We start from the raw sequence: 18,097 nt of genomic DNA, 5'->3' as shown, positions 1-18,097 counted from the left end.
ACACGCTGTCCAGCGCCTGATGACCGTACTGACGTTCGCGTTGGCGCTGGTCCTGCCGCTGACAGCGCGCGCTGCGATCGTCCCGGTGTGCGAGGACGACCGGATGACGATCGTCGCCCCGCCGGACGAGCCGTCGTGCACCGTGTTGACCAGCGTCGACGGCGCGACGGGCGAGACGAGGGACGCGCCGATCTGCGATCCCCGCGGAGCTTCCTCGGTCGCTCCGCCCCGCACCCTCCCGATCACCGACGCGCGGATCGACGCGGCGCCAGGCTGCGCCAGGAGCGATGGCGGCCCGATGGTCGGGCCGAACTCGCGGCACCCCGGCCCTGTGAGCGAGCTCTCCAGCGCCCCGCAGCAGGCGTTGCTCCTTCCTGACCTCGTCCTCCCTGCCCCGTGCGCGCCGCTCTCGCTCTTCTCGTTCGCGGCGGTCTCCGGAGGACCGCGTCCCGGCATCGCGCAGGGCGTTTACCACCCGCCTCGATGAGGCGAGCTCGCCGGCAGCCCGCACCCGATCGCGCCGCGTGGTCTCTCATGGACCGCAGCTCTCGGCGCGAGGGCGGCGCTGCCGCGAGGTCCGGAGCGCTTGCCGGTCTGACCCGAGCCTCCTAGGCGCTGGTCCGGTCCCACGTCGCGCAGGCTCGCCCTCTCGAGGCGACGTGCCAGCGGCGCCCGAGGCCGGTCGCTGGCGCCGGCGTGAGGGGTCGAGAGCGGCCCTGGCGCTCCGCCGGGGGCTGCGCCGCGCGCACGCGGCGGCGGCTCCCTTGGCCCGGGGTGGTTCGCCGCCCCGGGAGCTCACGATTGGCGATCTTGTCGCGGGCGCTGCACCCGGTGCCGCGCCCGCGTTGAAGGAGGGGCCCGCCTGGCGGAGCCCCACCATGTTGAGAGAGGAAATATCATGAACAAGGGAACAGCCATCGTCGGCTTTCTTCTCTGCTTCATCGCAGGGATGGGGCTGATGTGGAGCATCGATCGGAGCGCCGGCTCGCGCGGGCATGAGATCTCGGCGGCCGTCGAGGATGGTCAGCCGTGGACCGACGAGGACGCGGCGGTCCCGGTGTCGTCGAAGGACCCCATGTGGGGCACGCGGGCGGCGCCGGTGACGATGGTCGTCTTCAGCGACTTCGAGTGTCCGTTCTGCAGCAAGGTCGAGACGACGATCAACCAGCTCAAGGACAAGTACGGTCCCGAGAAGCTGCGCATCATCTGGAAGAACAACCCGCTCCCCTTCCACAAGAACGCGCGCCCGGCGTCGCTCGCGGCCGAGACCGTGTTCCGCCTCGGCGGCTCGAAGGCGTTCTGGAAGTTCCACGAGCTCGCCTTCCAGAACCAGAAGAGCCTCACGCCCGAGAACTTCGAGAAGTGGGCCGGCGACGCCGGCGTCGACAGGGCGAAGTTCAAGGCGGCGTTCGATCGGCAGGAGTACATGGCCAAGATCGACGCCGACATGGCGGTCGGCAAGAGCTCGGGCGTCACCGGCACGCCCGCCTCGATCATCAACGGCGTGTTCCTGAGCGGCGCTCAGCCGATCGACAAGTTCACGTCCGTCATCGACGAGCAGCTCAAGGCCGCGCAGACGGCGGTCGCCGCCGGGACCAAGCCCGACAAGGTGTACGCGAAGCTCGCCGCGGAGAACAAGGCGAAGGCGCCGCCGCAGAAGGACCGCGAGCGCCCGCAGGAGGACGACAAGACCGTCTGGAAGGTGCCCGTCGGCGACGCCCCCGCGAAGGGTCCGGCCACCGCGCTGGTCACCATCGTCGAGTGGTCCGACTTCCAGTGCCCGTTCTGCTCCAAGGTCGTCCCGACCCTCGACGAGATCCTCACGACCTACGGGGACAAGGTCCGGTTCGTCTGGAAGAACAACCCGCTCCCGTTCCACCAGCGCGCCGAACCCGCGGCTGAGCTCGCCATGGAGGCCCGCGCGCAGAAGGGCGAGAAGGGCTTCTGGGACGCGTACTACCTGCTCTGGAAGAACCAGCAGAAGCTCAGCGACGACGACCTGCTCGGCTACGCCAAGGAGCTCGGGCTCGACGTCGAGAAGGTGAAGGCCGCGATCGCCACCAAGAAGTTTGGCGCGTCCATCGCCGCCGATCAGGAGCTCGCGGACGACCTGCAGGCGTCCGGTACCCCGCACTTCTTCATCAATGGCCGCCGGCTCGTCGGCGCGCAGCCGATCGACAAGTTCAAGGCGATCATCGACGAGGAGATCAAGAAGTCGGAGGCGCTGCTCGCCAAGGGCGTCGCCGCCAAGGACCTCTACGCCGAGATCATCAAGGACGGCAAGGAGCCGCCGCCGCCCGAGCGCAAGGAGGTCTCCGCGCCGGCGCCGAACAGCCCGTGGAAGGGCGGCGAGAAGGCCAAGGTCGTGATGCAGGTCTTCTCGGACTTCGAGTGCCCGTTCTGCAAGCGCGTCGAGGACACGGTCTCCCAGATCTCGAAGACCTACGGCGACAAGCTGAAGATCGTGTGGCGCCACCGGCCGCTTCCGATGCACAAGAACGCGCCGCTCGCGTCCGAGGCCGCGCAGGAGGCCTACACGCAGAAGGGCAACGCCGGGTTCTGGGCGTACCACGAGGCGCTCTTCAAGAATCAGGGGCAGCCGGACGCCTTCTCGCGCGCCTCGCTCGAGAAGTACGCCGAGGAGCAGGGCCTCGACATGACGAAGTTCAAGAAGGCGCTCGACGCGAACACCCACAAGGCGTTCGTGGACTCCGAGAACTCCGTGGCGGACAAGGCGGGCATCAGCGGGACGCCGGCGTTCGTCGTGAACGGCTACTTCATCAGCGGCGCGCAGCCGTTCTCGAAGTTCAAGAAGCTCATCGACAAGGCCATGAAGGAGGCCGGCGAGACCGCGCCCGCCGGGCTGCCCGTCAAGAAGCCGGCGCCCGCCACGCAGCCGGCCGCCACCCCCGCCGCGCCGAAGTGAACCGCCGCTGCGCGGTTCGCTCTCTCCCCTTCCCCTGACCCTCCCTGATCCCACCCGACGGGCGGCTCCCGCTGAGCGGCTGAGCCGCCCGCCTCCCCGCGCGACGCGGGCTCAATCTCCTTCTGCGCGCGTCGCCCGTGAGGCGTCGGCGCGCCGCTCCCACGGGAGGCGGCGCCGCGAGCCGCCCGCCCGCCGCCACCCGCTCCGTGGTTGCGGCCTCAGCCGGCGGAGCGAAACCGTGAGCGCCCCTCGGAGATCCACCACGCGCGGTAGCGCTCCTGGGCGGCCTCCCGCTCCTGCCGCGGCAGGTCCTCGTAGTAGCCGAAGTACTCCTTAGTGACGCCCTTCAGCTCGTCGATCGCCGCGCGGCGGATGGCAGGCTTCTCGTGCGTGAGCGCGTCGATGATCCACTCGATGCGATGGCGCTCGCCGTTCCTCGACCACCACGACAGCCACCTGCGCGCCTCTCGGCCGTGATCGTCCCGCGTGATGACGACCAGCGCCCGCGCCGCCGCCTCGACGATCGCCTCGTGAGGATCGGTGAGCGCGCTGATGAGCGCCGGCACGCTGGCTCCGGAGCGGATCTCGGACATCGTCTCGATGGCCGCGAGCCGCCGCGCGGACGCCTCCTCGCGGTCGCGCGCAATGTGATCGAGCCCCTGCAGGATGGGGCCGCCCGCAGGCGGCGCCGCGATGAGCGAGGCGGCCGACTGGATCGCGATCCGCCGCACGGCGATGCTGTCGTCGAAGAGCCGTGGGAGCAGCGCGTTGGCGGCCTCCGGGTACGTCAGCTCGCCGAGCACGTGCGTGGCCCACAGGCGCACCTCGGGATCGGGCGAGGCGCTCCGCACGGTCATGAAGGGCAGCGCCGGGCGCCGGATCGCGACGATGAGCTCGAGCAGCGGCCCGCACTGAGAGGCGGGGGGCACGGTGGCGACGATCGCGGCGCCCTCCGGGCCGGCGAGCTGCTCACGGAAGCGCTGACGATCGACCCGGAGCGGACCGGGAAACCGCGCGGCGACGATTGAGATCGCCGTGTCGCCGTTGCGCACGAGCTCGGCGAACGCCCTCGCGCCGGCCTCGCCGCCCGCGAGGACATGTTGAAGGAGCGAGTTGTACTCCGCGCGCAAGTCGCCGGCCGGCGACGGCGAGACCGCGGCGCGCCGCTCGGACGGGGGCCTCGCGTACGCCGTGGCGCTCTCGACGGCAACAGGCGTACGGCGGCGCCATGAGGGCCGCCCCGCGGCCGGCGCCGGCCCGAGCTCCCGGTGCTCTTCTGCGCCCGGCGTGATCGAGCTGTCGAGCATCCACGGAGGCCGTGAGTACCGCTTCGTCCGCGCCTCTTCCGGCTCGCCGAGATCGAGGTCCTCCGACGCCGAAGGGACCGGCGCCGCAGGGATCTCGAGGTCGGGGATCTCGTCGATGATCGCCGGCGCCGACGACGCCGCGGCGCGCGGCGCAGGCAGCGGCGTGACCGTCGGCATCATCGGCGCTGTGACCGCCGGCATCATCGGCGGCGTGACCGCCGGCATCATCGGCGCCGTGACGGCCGTGCCGGACACGACGTCCACGTCCACCTCGAGGCCCGAACGGAACTGCGGCTCGGAGCCCATGCGCTGCGCGTGCTGCGTCGGGGCCGGCGGGATCGTCGAGCTGAAGGCCATCGCATGCGCGACACCTTCGTCCGGCCGCACGGGCTCGGTCTCCACGCCGGTGCCGCGAAGGCCGAAGGCCCGCGCGACGGCGTCGATCCCAGAAGCGCCGTCCTCCGTGGTCCAGCCGCCCTGCGGCCGCACGGCTTGCGGCGCGACGTCAGAGGAGCCGGCGGGCGGGGGCTCTCCCGCGTCGCGGTCTGCATCCGCCGCAGGCAGCTGCGCGCCCGCGGCGGCGACGTGCGCGCCGTGCGCGTCCGCGCGGACCATGCTGCTCAGCTCCATGAGCGCGGCGCGGGTGCGCAGGGAGAGCGGTCCCTCCGTGGCCTGCTCGTCCATCGGCGCAGCGGCGTCCTCCGAACGCGCGGCGGCGTCCTCCGGAGGCACGGGCGCGGGATGCTGCGGCGCGGGCGCCTTCTGCTGAGGCGCGGGCGCCTTCTGCTGAGGCGTGACGGCCTCGTGGGGCGCCGGGCCGTCGCTTTGCTGGGCTCCGCCGCTGCGGTTCTGCTTCTTCCGCAGGATGAGCCGCTCCAGCACCGTCGCCGCGATGCCGGCGAGCGCGATGAGGTCTCCGATGCTCGAGAGCTCGACCGAGGTGGCGCCGTCGTCGCCGTAGACGAGCGCGACGACGCGGCCGCGCACGACGATCGGGACGACCGCCACGGCGGCCGCATGGACCTTCCTGCCGAGCTCGCGCTGGAGCTCGGCGTCAGGCGCGCTGCCGGCGACGGCGGTGACGACCGGCGCGCGGAGCGCGCGCGCCCTGGCGATGGCGCTCGGACGTTCGAAGGGCACGGCGATCTTCGTGACGCGCTCGCGCTCGGCGCCTGGACCTGAAGCGTTGCGGCCTTCAGCGCGCTCGCCGTGCACCGTGAACAGGACCGTGTACTCGAAGTACTGTTGAGCGAAGTCGAAGAGGACGCCGAGCACCTCTTCGCTCGATCCGACGGCGGCGAGCGCCTGCTCGGCCATGGCCAGCGTGAAGGGGCCCTTCCGCCTCTGCGAAGCGGATGCAGACCGTCCCGCCTCGCGCATGGCGACCTTCGCCGCCGGTGCGCTCGAGGAGAGCTCGCGTCGCTCCGCCGGAGTTGCCGCAGGTGCCGACGCCGCGGGTGCCGGCGCCGCAGGCGCTGACGGCACGGGTACCGGCGCCTCAGGTGTCGAACCTGCGGGTACCGATGCCGCCGTTGTCGACGCCGTGGATGCGGATCCGTCGGGCTGCTGCTGGAGCGCCGCAGCGGCTCGCGGCAGCGGCGCTTGCTGAGGCCGGTGTGCAGCAGAGGCCCGCTTCAGCCAGCCCGTCAGGAGCTGAGTGCCTGGCGCTGGCGAACGCACGCCGGACAGCGCCGACGCCGGCGAGGCCGCTGCTGTCGGCGCCGGCTCCGGGATTTCGACCGGCGGCCCCGGGGCTTCCACGCGCTGCGACGTGCGCACGGCCTCCGATGGCGCCAGCAGCGAAAGGTGCGGCGCGAGCTGCTCGGAGCGCGGCGTCGGCACTGCCGGCTCGATCGCCGGCTCTTCCTGCAACGCGGCCGCCTGGCGGGTATGCGCGGCCGCCTCACCAGGAGCTGGCGCGGCGCGCTGTGAAGCGACCGCCTCGATCCGAGGCATGTGCGCCTCGGGATAGCGGAGCAAGGAGAGATCGAGCGGATACGCAGCGACGACCGTCGGCTCGTCATCCATCTCGTGGAGCGGCGGCTTCCTCGGCGTGGGCACCGCCTCGTTGAGCGCGACGTCCGCGACGACCGTGTCCTCGTCGTAGATAGAGGTCAGCGATTCGACCGTCGGTGCATCCTCGATGCTGGGTCGCTTTTGCTGGGTCTCAGCGGCATCCTCGGGCTCATCGACGCTGGCCAGCGAAGCCGCCTCGACTCCTGGAGGCGACGTGGGGCGGACGCCTGCAGGTGAATCCGCATCGGCGCCAGGGGGCGAGGCGGCAACGAGCTCGGCCGATGGATCCGCGACGACCTCGGCGGGCAAACTCGCGTCGATCTGCGCGGACGAGCTGGCGTCGACCGCCGCGTGTGGAGCCGCGTCGGTGCCGGCAGGTGAGGCGGGCGGCGGCGCCGCCGCCGGCGGGACCGCAGCGGCGACCGCAGGGCCAGGCTCGTTCGCCAGGTTCGACGCGCTCGACTCGTTGGGGCTCGGCTCGGCGCGCGCGTCGAGCTGCTTCACCAGCCGCGACAACCGCCGCTCCAGGGCCACGCCGTAGTGCTCGGCGAGCGCCTGGCGGATGCGCACCAGCGGCGCGGCGAGCTGCCGCAGGCTGACCCCCAGCGCGAAGCTCAGCTCCTCCGCCACGGGCAACGCGAGGGGCTCTGCCGTGGCGATGACGAGCGTCGCCTCGCGCTGCGGGGCTCCCGTCGCTGCCACGTCGAGGCCTGCGCGTACGTCGAGGGGGAACACGCGGTGCTGGACCGCGAGATCGACGGGGATCGTCCGGAGCACCTCGGGCGACGCGGGCCGCAGCCGGCCCACGGCGGGCGGGAGCCCGAGGCTCTCCGCGAGCAGCGCCGTGAGCTCTCGCTCACGCACCGCACCCAGCTCCAGCACATTCGTGGCGAGATCGCCGCCGTGGAGCACTTGGCGGGCGATCGCCTCCTCGACCACCCGCATCGAGGTAACCCCATGCTGCACGAGGAGAGAGCTCAGCGTCGGCATCGAGGCGCATTCATCGGTGGGCGGTGGAAGTTGGAGCACGCTCGCGACGTGCGACCCCGTCCATCCTAGACGAAGTCTTCATCGGACACGATCCGCGCGTTGCGAGCCCTGGGCGGGATCTCATCCGTCATCGCCGCTCGCGCTCGCCGCACGGCCGCGACCCGTCGTTTCGGGCGAGCCGGGGGGAGAGCCCCGCCGAACGCCGCCGAGAGAGCACGTGAATCGCAGCCCCGTCGCGGAGAGCCCCGAGGCCGGCTCCGTCGAGCCGCCGTCCGCGCGCTCGGACGACGGCTCCACGGTCAGCCCGCCCCCGTGCGCACCGAGGATACCACGCGCGATCGCGAGCCCGAGGCCCAGCCGCTCTCGACGGCGCGGCGCGACAGGGTCGGCGGGGATCGCCCCCCGCTCGCCGAACGGATCGAGCAGCCGGGCGAGCGGCTCGGGCGCGACGGGGCCGGCCTCGTCGATGACGGTCACCACCGCCTCACCGTCAGCGATCGAGACACGCATCTGCACGGGGCGATCGCGCGAGCGCAGGATGGCGAAGCCGAGCACGTACTCGATCGCCACCCGGAGCAGCTCCGGATCCCCCTCCACGGGCGCGCCCCCGTCGGGCTCGGCATCGAACGAGATGCGCACGCCACGCGCGGTGGCCGCTTCCTCGAGATGCCCCGCCGCGCGGCGGGCGAGCTCGCCAGCATCGCACGCGGCGATCGCCATGGGACGGCTCGCGTCCGCGCGGAGCCAGATGGAGTTGTCGAACTCGTCGAGCAGCCGCTTCAGCCGCTCGCCCGCACCGCGCACGCGCTCCAGCATGTCCCGCGGCGCCGCCCCGAGGTCCTTCTGGTAACGCAGGAGATAGTGGACCCCCGCCAGCATGGTCGCCAGCTCGCCCCGAAGATCGTGGCCCACACGCGCGAAGAACTCGTCATCCATCCACATAAACGCCTGCTCCGAATATGCAGCAGCGCGGACCGCGAGCATCAGACGAGCAAGCCAACTGTCGTCGGGGCTGCCCCGAAACAGCGGTCGCCGGAGGCTGGGGGTGAACCGCGCAGAGACCCCCATCTGCGCTGGACAGTTGATGGTTGCGGATAAGCGACCTGGGCACAAGGTGTACCTGGGGTTCGGGTTCCGCCTCCACCAGCGCGGGGGGGCCTTTCCAGAAACGCCGGCGGGAGGCCGTTGCTCTCCTTCCATGGTTCCATGGTCATGCTTCCGCGCATCAGCGCATCGAAGCCCGAGCACCTGGGGAGCGCTGTCAGCCGAGCCACGAGCGGGGGAGCATGTCCGAGGCAGAGCGCAGAGAGTTCACCGAGCATCACGACGAGCAGGGAGACGAGGATACCCTGGTGATCGAGCGGCGGCGCCGGGTCCTCATCGTCGATGATGATCCCGATTTCCTCGTCATGGCGGAGGCGGCGCTCGCTGCGCACGGCTTCCTGGTAGAGCGGGCAGCCGGCGGGTTGCGTGGCGTGTTCCTCGCGACGCAGGACGTGCCGGATGTGATCCTGTGTGACCTGAGGATGCCCGGCATCGACGGCTTCGTCGTCGCCGAGGCGCTGCGCGCCGATCCGGCGACCCAGCACGTCGCCATCTTCGCGTGCACTGGCCGGCGCGATCTCGAGGCCCGCGCCGCCCTCAACGCCTCGGCGTTCGACGGTGTGCTCGTGAAGCCGGTCGACTGGGACAGCGCCGCTCGTTTGCTCCACGAGATCGTCGGCGTCCGCCGACCCTACGGACCTACCTAGGCCACGTCAGGAGCAACCTGAAACCCCTTCAGGGCAAATGCAGGATAACCCCTGCGCGGGAGGGGAAATGCCCGGCATTATGCCCGCAATCAGGTATACAAACATGACGTGACCCGAGCGGATCGCCCCCCTACATGACCCTGCGTGAGAGGCCGGCCGAGCGATGCCGGAGCCCCTTACGACCGATCGGGCGGCGCGGCGCGCCGAGGAATGGAAAGGTTCACTGGGATGGAAGTGAAGTCTGATGACAACGCGGTCTCGCCGCTCGTCCTGGTCGTGGACGACTTCCAGGACAACCGGGAGATGTTCGCGGAGTACTTGTCTTTCTCCGGGTTCCGCGTGGCCGAGGCGGCGACGGGGCGCGAGGCGCTCGACCGCGCCTTCGAGCTGATCCCGGACCTCATCCTGATGGACCTCTCGCTCCCCGAGATCGACGGCTGGGAGGCGACGCGCCACCTCAAGAGCGATCCTCGCACCATGAGGATCCCCATCGTCGCCCTCACGGGTCACACGCTCGCGGGGCACTCGCGCGAGGCGAAGGACGCGGGGTGCGACGCCTTCCTGACGAAGCCGTGTCTGCCGGACACGCTCGTGCTCGAGATTCGCCGCCTCCTGTCGCGCGGCAGCGCGTCATCGCAGCCGGAAAGCGCGCCCTGACGCGCCGCGAATCCCCTCTCCACGGAATCGACGAAACCTACACAGCGCTCGCCAGATCCGCGAGGCGCGTGCCCGCGGCGAGACCGCGGCGAGACCGCGGCGAGACCGCGGCGAGACCGCGAATAGCGCACCTGCGCTCCCGCGCTGGCAGGACTTGACTGCGGCACCACCTGACTATTCTCGGTGCGGTCTTTCTGGCTAACTGAGGGCTTGAGAGGCACGAGGGGACAAGAATGGCGGGGGTGACGAGAAAAAAAGCCGGGAAGAACGCAACGGACGGCGCGGACGCAGCGCACGGCCGCACGCTCCGCGGGCGCACCACGGCGGCGCCCCTGCGCGCTCCGAAGCGGGGCTCGACGTCCGCTGCGGCGAGCGGGCCTCGATCCGCGGGACCGGCGACCCTGCGCGCCAGGGCGCCCAGGCGATCGAAGGCGGACGCGGAGCGGCTCGCCCCGCGGGGCGACGCGGCCAAGCGCGAGCGGATCATCGAGGAGCAGCGCCAGCTCCTCGAGCGCCGCGCGGAGGCGTCAGAGCGCATCCTGCGCGAGACCGTATCCACCATCTCTCACGACCTCAGGAACTCGCTGAGCGTGATCGTCGTGAGCGCCCGCATGCTGATGCGATCCGTCCCTCAGGAGGGCCCGGGTAGGCGGCAGCTCGAGGCGATCACCCGCGCAGCGGACGAGATCAACCAGCTCGCGCAGGACCTGGTCGACGCGATGAGCATCGAGAACGGCTCGCTGAAGGTCGGCAAAGGCGCGCACGAGGTCGAGCCGATCCTCGACAAGGCGATCGAGCTCGTGGCGCCCACGGTCGCGCTGAAGCCGCTCGAGATCGCGAAGGAGCTACCGCACGAGCTGCCGCCCATCGCGTGCGATCGGGAGCGCATCGTCCAGGTCATCGCCACCCTGCTCGGCAACGCCATGCGCTTCACGCCGAAGGGCGGACGCATCACGGTGCGCGCCGAGCCGTCGGGCACCGACGCGCGATTCTCGATCTCGGATACAGGACCTGGCATCTCCCCGGATCAGCAACCTCTGCTCTTCGCCCGCCACGCGCCCCCTCGAAGGCCGATGGGACAAGGGATGGGGCTCGCGGCGTTCGTCACCAAGGGCATCGTGGAGGCCCACGGCGGTACGATCTGGGTCGAGAGCTCGCCCGGCCAGGGCAGCACGTTCTTCTTCACCATCCCCGCCGCCGGGCTCTCGGTGCGCACAGCCACCTGAAGGGCACGAGGGTCACCGGGGCGCGCCCCGAACGCTGCGCGCGATCAGGCGGGCTCCCCCCCTGACATGGAGCGCGCGCAGCGGGTGCGCGCGGCGTCAGGCCGGTCCGAGCGCCGAGAGCCAGCGGCGGAGGATCGTGCGACCCTCGGACAGCTTTCGAAGCGACGACCACTCGTTGCGCTGGTGCGCCTGGGCGTTCTCGCCGGGGCCGAAGTTGACAGCAGGCACTCCGAGCTCCGCGAAGCGGGCCACGTCGGTCCACGCCTGCTTCGGCTCGACCGCGGCGACGCCCGCCTCGCGTAGCGCGACGACGAGCGGGTGCGACGCGTGCGGCGGCGCCGAAGGGCTGAGGTCGCGCCAGGCGATCTCGGCGCGGCCGTCCACGAGCGCCTCGATGGTCCGCTGCGCCTCCTTGATCGACGTCCCAGGCGGGAAGCGGTGGTTCAGGTTCATCGTGAACTCGTCCGGAACGACGTTCCGCCCGCGCCCGCCCTGCGCCATCGTCGCCGTCGTCACGGCTCGGTAGACGAAGCCGTCGATCTCGACCTCGCGCGGCGCGAGCGCGGCGAGCTCGCACAGGAGCGGGCCTGCCTTGTAGATGGCGTTCTCCCCTTGCCACGGCCGCGCGCTGTGCGCCGTCCGCCCGCGGAACGTCAGCCCCGCGTGGAGCGACCCGCTCGCGCCGAGGCTCAGCCGGTTGTCGCTCGGCTCGAGGCACACCGCGAGATCGAGCGCGCGGAGGTCCGGCTCGCGCTCGATGACCAGCGCGAGCTCGTTCTCCAGGTACGGGCCCTCCTCCCGCGCGTAGAACACGAGCGTCAGATCCACGCCCGCGATCGCCTCCCGCTCGCCCTCGACGAGGTCGAGCATCAGCGCGAGCCCTGACTTCATGTCGCTCGCGCCGGGGCCGTAGAGGCGATCCCCCTCGATCCGCGGCGGCCCGTCGTGCGAGGTGCGCACCACGTCGAGGTGCCCGGCCAGCGCGATCTTCGGGCCGCCCGTGCCCTGCGTCACCTGCACGACGAGCGAGTCGCCGTGGCGGCGCACCGGCGCGGCGAGCCGAGCCCGATCGAGCCGCTCCGCCACCGCGCAGCACAGCTCCTGCTCTTCGCCCGTGGGCGACGGGACGGAGCAGAGCCAGAGCAGCGTGTCCGCGAGATCGGCCGCGGCCGCCGCGGCCGCGTCGGAGCGCGCGCTCACACCGGCACCGCGAAATCTCGCAGCGCCGCGTTCAGCGACACCTTGCGATCCGTCGCCTCGCTCCGCTTGCCGATGATGAGCGCGCAGGGGATCGAGAACTCCCCTGCGGGGAAGCGCTTCGGCCGCGTTCCCGGGATCACCACGCTGCGCGCGGGCACCCGGCCGCGGTGCTCGACGACATCCGGCCCCGTGACGTCCAGGATCGCCGTCGACGCGGTGAGCACCACGCCGGCGCCGAGCACCGCCTCCTCCTCGACCACGACGCCCTCCACGACGATCACACGGGAGCCCACGAAGACGCCGTCCTCGATGATCACCGGCCGCGCCCCCGGCGGCTCGAGCACTCCGCCGATGCCGACGCCCCCGGCGAGGTGCACCCCTCGCCCGATCTGCGCGCAGCTGCCGACCGTCGCCCAGGTGTCGACCATCGACCCCGAGCCGACCCACGCGCCGATGTTCACGTAGCCGGGCATCACGATCGCGCCCTGCTCGAGGAACGCGCCGTAGCGCACCGTCCCCGGCGGGACGACGCGCACGCCCGCCTTGTCGAGGCCGCGCTTGAGCGGGATCTTGTCGTGGAACTCGAAGGGGCCGACCTCCATCACGCTCATGCCGCGGAGCGAGAAGTAGAGCAGGATCGCCTCCTTGATCCACGCGTGCGTCACCCACCTGTGCGGGGCGCCCTCGCCGGTGGACGCCGCGCCTTCGCCGCCCGCCTGCGCCGTCTTGTCGGGCTCGGCGACGCGGAGCAGGCCTTGATCGAGGCACTCGATCGTGCGGAGGACCGCGGCCTCGTGCGCAGGCGAGCGGAGGAGCTCGCGGTCGCGGAACGCCGCCTCAACGAGGGACTTCATGGATTCTTCGGTGGCCATGGCGCCGCCTTTAGCACGGCCGAGCCAGCACCGGCACCGGGGTCAGAACGTCATGGTGACGACGCGCCCGCCCGTCCCCTCGACGAGCTCGATGCGCGCGCGGCGCGCGACGACGCGGGCCACGGCGGCCGCCCGCTCGCCGCCGTCGCGCAGCACCACGTCGAGGGCGACCACCGGCGCGCCCTCGCGCGGGCCGCGCTCGGCGATGCGCACCATCGAGCGCCCGTCCGAGAGGCGAGACACGGTGAGGTGCGGGCTCGCCACGCCCGCGGCGCTGACCATGCCGACCGCGAGCTCCATGAGCCCGCTCACGGCGCGCACGTCGCCCTCCACCTCGTTGGCGCGGCCATCGGAGGAGGCGATCGAGATGCCGACCACGGGGCGCCCCTCGGCCGGGGCGGCGCTCCAGTTGCGGAGCACGTCGATGAGATCGAGCGGCGTCGGGCGCAGCTCGAGGGTCGCGATCACGAGCTCGGACAGGCGAAGCGCGCCGCTCAGCTCCCGGGCAGTCCTGCGCACCGACGCCTCGAGCCCGAGGCGCTGCCGCGCGTCGATGCCGCGCTCGGAGCCGCCGCGATCCGCGCGGCCGCGGCCAGAGCCGCGCGGCGGCGGGGCGCCCGCCGCCGCGCGGGATAGCTCGTCTGTGAGGCGCGCGACCTCGACGCCCGCATGGCCGAGGACCGCGCAGGCGGCGTCGGCCGCCGCGGCGTCGGCCGCCACGGCGGAGTCTGTCTCGACGAAGCCGTCGCGGACCGCCGCGGAGAGGCTGTCGAGGGCAACGACGAGCGCCGCGCACCCCTCGCACACCTCGGGCAGCGCGAGCGCGACCCCGCGCGGTCCGACGCGGCGCGAGCCGAGCAGGTGCGCGAAGCTCTCGATGCCTGCCGCGCCGTCCCGCGCCGCGCCGAGCGCAGCCGCGAGCCGCTCGCCGAGCATCAGGCCGTCGCGCTCGGGGCGACCTCGTAACCCGCGAAGAAGTAGGCGATCTCCCGCGCGGCGGTCGCCGGTTTGTCGGACCCGTGGACCGCGTTCTCGCCCACGTTCGCCCCGTAGAGCTTGCGGATCGTCCCCGCCGCCGCCTTGGCCGGGTCCGTCGCGCCGATGACCTCGCGGTACTTCGCCACCGCGTCCTCGCGCTCAAGCGCCATCACCAGGATGGGGCTGCGCGACATGAACGTCACGAGCTCGTCGAAGAAGCCGCGCCCCCGGTGCTCCGCGTAGAAGCCCTCGGCCTCCGCGCGGGTAAGCTGGATGCGCTTCATCGCTTTGACCGTGAAGCCCTCCTGCTCGAGGCGGGCGACGATCGCGCCGGCCGTGTTCTTTTCCATCGCATCAGGCTTGATGATTGAGAGAGTTCGCTCGAGGGCCATGGGCGGCCCAGTTAGGCGAAAACGCCGAGCGTTGCAAGCGCCACGCATTCCGTCCTGGGAGTCCGCCGCCCGCCTCGCTGCACGATCCGCCGCCCGGCCGCGCTTCCGTCATCGCTGTCCATCCCGCCGCACCGCTCCAGGCTGCTCTCCCGGCCGCGCCCCCGGTTGCGGATCGGCCGCGTCCGATCCGCCCGACGTCTGTCTCGCCTCTCCGCGCTCTCCTCGCGCTAGCGCTCCACCTCGTCCTTGTCGCAATTCCGTCTCGCGAGGGCGACGCACGACACGCGCGATCGCCATCAAGCTGTCACAATGCGCTGCTACATACATCCGCCATGCCGAGCCATGTGCTCATCGTGGAGGACGAGCGCGACCTGCAGCGCGTTCTCACCTACAATTTCCGTCAGGCCGGGTTCGATGTGGTGTCCGCCGGGAGCGGAGAGACCGCGCTCCGGGCGGTCAAGGAGGAGCGGTTCGATCTCGTCCTGCTCGACCTGATGCTCCCGGACATGTCGGGCACGGAGATCTGCCGCCGCCTCAAGCAGAACCCGCAGACCTCGGCGGTGCCCGTCATCATGGTCACGGCCAAGGGCGAGGAGATCGACCGGATCGTCGGCTTCGAGCTCGGGGCCGACGACTACGTCGTCAAGCCGTTCAGCGTGCGCGAGCTCATCCTGCGCGCCCGGGCGATCCTCAAGCGCTCGGAGAGCCCGGCGTCGGCGCCGGAGAAGTTCGACTTCGGCATCTTGCGGGTCGACCGCGCCGCGCACCGGGCCTGGGTTCAGGAGGCCGAGATCGCGCTGACCGCGCTCGAGTTCCGCCTGCTCATGATGCTCTACGATCGCCGCGGGCGCGTGCTGTCGCGCGATCTCCTGCTCGACGAGGTGTGGGGCTCGCACGTCGACGTGACCGCGCGCAACGTGGACACCCACGTGAAGCGCGTCCGCGAGAAGCTCGGGGCGGCGGGCGATTACATCGAGACCGTTCGCGGCGTCGGCTACCGGTTCCGCGCCGAGCCCGAGGTCGCCTAGAGGGCCCATGCGCTTGCCGAGGGGGCTGGGCATCGGCGCGAAGCTCGCGGCGGGGACGGTGCTCGCCCTCCTCGTCGCTGGCGTCCCGATCGAGCGCCTCGCCGCGCGCGATATGGAAGCGGCGCTGCTCGCGGAGCACAGCCCGCGCGCCGCCGTCGACGCCGCCCTGCTTCGCTCGCGGCGCGCCCTGCTGCTCGGCATGGGCGCCGTGATCGTCGTCGCCGTCTCGGTCGGCGCCGCCACGGCCTTCTTCGTCACGCGCCCGATCCGGAGGCTGACCCGCTTCGCGCAGGCGATGTCCGAGGGCGACCTGTCGACGCGCGCCCCGCTGCGCGGCTCGGGCGAGCTCCGCCAGCTCGCGCGCGCGCTGAACCACCTCACGAGCGAGCTCTCCCGCTCGACCGCCGAGGTCCGGACGGAGCGCGCCCTGCTCGCGGGCATCCTCGACGGGATGAGCGAGGGCGTCCTCGTGCTCGATCGCGACGGGAGGATCCTCCTCGCCAACCGCGCGCTCCGCGCGATGGCCTCCCTCGGCGAGGACGCGCTCGGTCGATCGGTCATCGAGTCGATCCGCAACGCGCGGCTCACCGAGGCGATCCAGCTCGCCGGCAAGCGGGACGAGCCGGTCGACGTCGAGGTCGAGCTCGGGCGGACGCTGCCGAGGCGGCTGCTCGTGCGCGTGTCGCGCCGGAAGGGCCCGGAGCGGCTCGGGCACGATGAGCGCGAGGCCCTCGCCGCGTGGGGCGCGGATCACGACGGCGCGTCCGCCGAGCCGGGGCTCATCGCGGTGTTCCACGACGTCACCGACCTCCGCCGGCTGGAGACGATCCGGACCGACTTCGTCGCCAACGTGTCCCATGAGCTGCGCACCCCGGTCACCGCGATCAGCACCGCCGCCGAGACGCTGCAGCTCGGCGCGCTGAAGGACCCCGACGAGGCCGCCGAGTTCGTCGACGTGATCGATCGGCACGCGAAGCGCCTCCGCCACCTCGTCGACGACCTGCTCGACCTCTCCAAGATCGAGGCGAAGAACTTCCGCCTCGCGCTGTCGGAGCTCGACATCGCCCCCGCCATCGAGCACGTCACGCAGCTGCTCGCCGAGGCGGCGCGCCGGCGCAGGGTCACGCTGACGGTCGACGCCTCCGCGCTCCCGCCCGTTCGGTGCGACCGCCGCGCGCTCGAGCAGGTGCTCATGAACCTGCTCGACAACGCCATCAAGTACGCGGGCGAGGGAGCTCACGTCACGGTGAAGGCGCGCTCGGCCGATCAGCAGGTGACGCTCGCCGTCGCCGACGACGGCCCCGGTATTCCGCCTCACCACCTGGGCCGCATCTTCGAGCGGTTCTACCGGGTCGACGCCGGCCGCTCACGCGATCTGGGCGGCACCGGTCTCGGCCTCGCCATCGTGAAGCACCTGGTCGAGCTGATGAACGGCTCGATCGAGGTCGAGAGCGCCATCGGCCGCGGCACCCAGTTCACCGTCCGCCTGGCGCGCGCCGGGTGATCCACGCGAACCACGCAAAGCCAGGAAAGCGCGGTGCTCGCTGTTCCACCTTGCCGTCACGGAGCTGTCACAAACCTCGATTACGCCTTGCTGTGCATGGCTCGAATTCTGCTCACCCTAGCGATGTTCCTCCTGACCGCGGCGTGCGGTCGCTCCGATGCCCCCCAAGAAACCGGCTCTCTCCCCGGCGCGAAGAAGGACACCGCGCCGCAGCCGACCGCTGACGGGGACATCACCTTGACGGGCGCGGGTGCGACGTTCCCGTACCCTCTCTACACGAAGTGGATCGCTGAGTTCCAGAAGGCCAACTCCAAGGTCAAGATCAACTACCAGTCCATCGGCTCCGGGGGTGGGATCCGGCAGATCACCGAGCGGACCGTCGACTTCGGCGCCTCCGACGCGCCGATGAACGAGGAGCAGCTCGGGAAGGCCGCCGGCCTCCTTCACCTGCCGACGTGCCTGGGCGCGGTCGTGCTGACCTACAACCTCGAGGGTGTCGCGTCTGGCCTGAAGCTCACGCCGGAGGCGGCCGCGCACATCTTCCTGGGCAAGATCAAGAAGTGGAACGATCCGGCCCTCCAGAAGGAAAACCCGGACGTGAAGCTCCCCGACAAGGAGATCGCGACGGTCCACCGCTCGGACGGCAGCGGAACGACCAAGATCTTCGTCGATTACCTGAGCGCGGTCAGCCCGGAGTGGAAGAGCGGACCAGGGACCGGGACAAGCGTCAACTGGCCTGGCGGCCTCGGCGCCAAGGGCAACGACGGCGTCTCCGCCCTCATCACGAGCACGCCCGCCTCGATCGGCTACATCGAGCTCGCGTACGCGATGCAGAACAAGCTCACGTTCGCCTCGCTCAAGAACAAGAGCGGGAAGTTCATCACCCCGTCGCTGGAGAGCACGACCGCCGCAGGCGCCGGCGCCGCCGCCAAGATGCCGGACGACCTCCGGATCTCGCTCGTGGATGCCGAGGGCGAGGACGCATACCCCATCGCCGGCTTCACGTACCTCCTTGTGTACCAGGAGCAGAAGGACCTCGCGAAGGGCAAGGTGCTCTCCAACTTCATCAAGTGGGCGATGCAAGACGGCCAGAAGTTCACGAACGACCTCCATTACGCCCCGCTGCCCGCGGCGGTCGTCGAGAAGGTCAACAAGAAGCTCGCCGCGTTGGTCGGCCCTGACGGCAAGCCCCTGCTCGTCCCATGACCCCAGGAATGCGCGTCAGCCGCGCGAACGGCGCCCCGCCGTGC

The 18,097-nt window shown here is 71.4% G+C and carries 14 protein-coding genes; 8 read left to right on the top strand and 6 right to left on the bottom strand.

Annotated features, from left to right (window positions below; translation table 11 throughout):
• Window positions 1–19 precede the first annotated feature (19 nt).
• Window positions 20–487, top strand: coding sequence for a hypothetical protein (locus WMF39_RS16420; RefSeq protein ID WP_437746434.1), 468 nt, complete (start codon window positions 20–22; stop codon window positions 485–487).
• A 411-nt stretch (window positions 488–898) separates the two neighbouring features.
• Window positions 899–2,926: a DsbA family protein gene (locus tag WMF39_RS16415; protein WP_437746433.1), complete on the top strand. Its 2,028-nt coding sequence runs from the start codon at window positions 899–901 to the stop codon at window positions 2,924–2,926.
• Window positions 2,927–3,144: 218 nt separating this feature from the next.
• Here WMF39_RS16415 and WMF39_RS16410 read toward each other — a convergent pair whose 3' ends face one another.
• Both WMF39_RS16410 and WMF39_RS16405 read right to left on the bottom strand, forming a co-directional pair.
• Window positions 3,145–7,239, bottom strand: a complete 4,095-nt coding sequence (locus WMF39_RS16410; RefSeq protein ID WP_437746432.1) for a hypothetical protein — start codon at window positions 7,237–7,239, stop codon at window positions 3,145–3,147.
• A gap of 120 nt (window positions 7,240–7,359) precedes the next feature.
• Window positions 7,360–8,181, bottom strand: a complete 822-nt coding sequence (locus tag WMF39_RS16405) for a sensor histidine kinase (protein ID WP_437746431.1) — start codon at window positions 8,179–8,181, stop codon at window positions 7,360–7,362.
• A 344-nt stretch (window positions 8,182–8,525) separates the two neighbouring features.
• Here WMF39_RS16405 and WMF39_RS16400 point away from each other — a divergent pair, with 344 nt between their 5' ends.
• From WMF39_RS16400 to WMF39_RS16390, 3 genes are all read left to right on the top strand, one after another.
• Window positions 8,526–8,990 (top strand): response regulator, encoded by a 465-nt coding sequence (locus WMF39_RS16400; protein ID WP_012235586.1) that lies wholly within the window; start codon window positions 8,526–8,528, stop codon window positions 8,988–8,990.
• A 228-nt stretch (window positions 8,991–9,218) separates the two neighbouring features.
• Window positions 9,219–9,647: a response regulator gene (locus WMF39_RS16395; protein WP_012235585.1), complete on the top strand. Its 429-nt coding sequence runs from the start codon at window positions 9,219–9,221 to the stop codon at window positions 9,645–9,647.
• A gap of 233 nt (window positions 9,648–9,880) precedes the next feature.
• The gene (locus WMF39_RS16390; protein ID WP_437746430.1) at window positions 9,881–10,873 is read left to right on the top strand and encodes a sensor histidine kinase; all 993 of its coding nucleotides are present in this window, start codon (window positions 9,881–9,883) and stop codon (window positions 10,871–10,873) included.
• A gap of 96 nt (window positions 10,874–10,969) precedes the next feature.
• Here the strand turns inward: WMF39_RS16390 and dapE are convergent, their stop codons facing one another.
• From dapE to ndk, 4 genes are read right to left on the bottom strand one after another with little or no spacing between them, the layout of a single operon-like run.
• On the bottom strand, window positions 10,970–12,073 hold the full coding sequence (gene dapE / locus WMF39_RS16385) for a succinyl-diaminopimelate desuccinylase (protein WP_437746429.1): 1,104 nt from the start codon (window positions 12,071–12,073) through the stop codon (window positions 10,970–10,972).
• Entirely contained in the window at window positions 12,070–12,945 is an 876-nt protein-coding gene (locus WMF39_RS16380) for a 2,3,4,5-tetrahydropyridine-2,6-dicarboxylate N-succinyltransferase (RefSeq protein ID WP_437746428.1), read from the bottom strand. Before WMF39_RS16380 ends, dapE begins: the two co-directional genes overlap by 4 nt.
• A 42-nt stretch (window positions 12,946–12,987) precedes the next feature.
• Window positions 12,988–13,881 (bottom strand): hypothetical protein, encoded by an 894-nt coding sequence (locus tag WMF39_RS16375; RefSeq protein ID WP_437746427.1) that lies wholly within the window; start codon window positions 13,879–13,881, stop codon window positions 12,988–12,990.
• Window positions 13,881–14,315: a nucleoside-diphosphate kinase gene (ndk, locus tag WMF39_RS16370; protein ID WP_437746426.1), complete on the bottom strand. Its 435-nt coding sequence runs from the start codon at window positions 14,313–14,315 to the stop codon at window positions 13,881–13,883. Before ndk ends, WMF39_RS16375 begins: the two co-directional genes overlap by 1 nt.
• Before the next feature lie 332 nt (window positions 14,316–14,647).
• Between ndk and WMF39_RS16365 the strand changes: the two genes are divergently transcribed.
• From WMF39_RS16365 to pstS, 3 genes are all read left to right on the top strand, one after another.
• On the top strand, window positions 14,648–15,343 hold the full coding sequence (locus WMF39_RS16365) for a response regulator (RefSeq protein WP_012235579.1): 696 nt from the start codon (window positions 14,648–14,650) through the stop codon (window positions 15,341–15,343).
• 7 nt (window positions 15,344–15,350) lie between these two features.
• The gene (locus WMF39_RS16360; protein ID WP_437746425.1) at window positions 15,351–16,847 is read left to right on the top strand and encodes an ATP-binding protein; all 1,497 of its coding nucleotides are present in this window, start codon (window positions 15,351–15,353) and stop codon (window positions 16,845–16,847) included.
• Between the two features lie 96 nt (window positions 16,848–16,943).
• Window positions 16,944–18,053: a phosphate ABC transporter substrate-binding protein PstS gene (pstS, locus tag WMF39_RS16355; RefSeq protein ID WP_437746424.1), complete on the top strand. Its 1,110-nt coding sequence runs from the start codon at window positions 16,944–16,946 to the stop codon at window positions 18,051–18,053.
• Window positions 18,054–18,097: the final 44 nt, after the last annotated feature.

Source organism: Sorangium sp. So ce1504, assembly GCF_051521635.1.
Taxonomy (GTDB): Bacteria; Myxococcota_A; Polyangia; order Polyangiales; family Polyangiaceae; genus Sorangium; species Sorangium cellulosum_B.
This window is presented reverse-complemented; position numbering and strand designations above follow the sequence as displayed.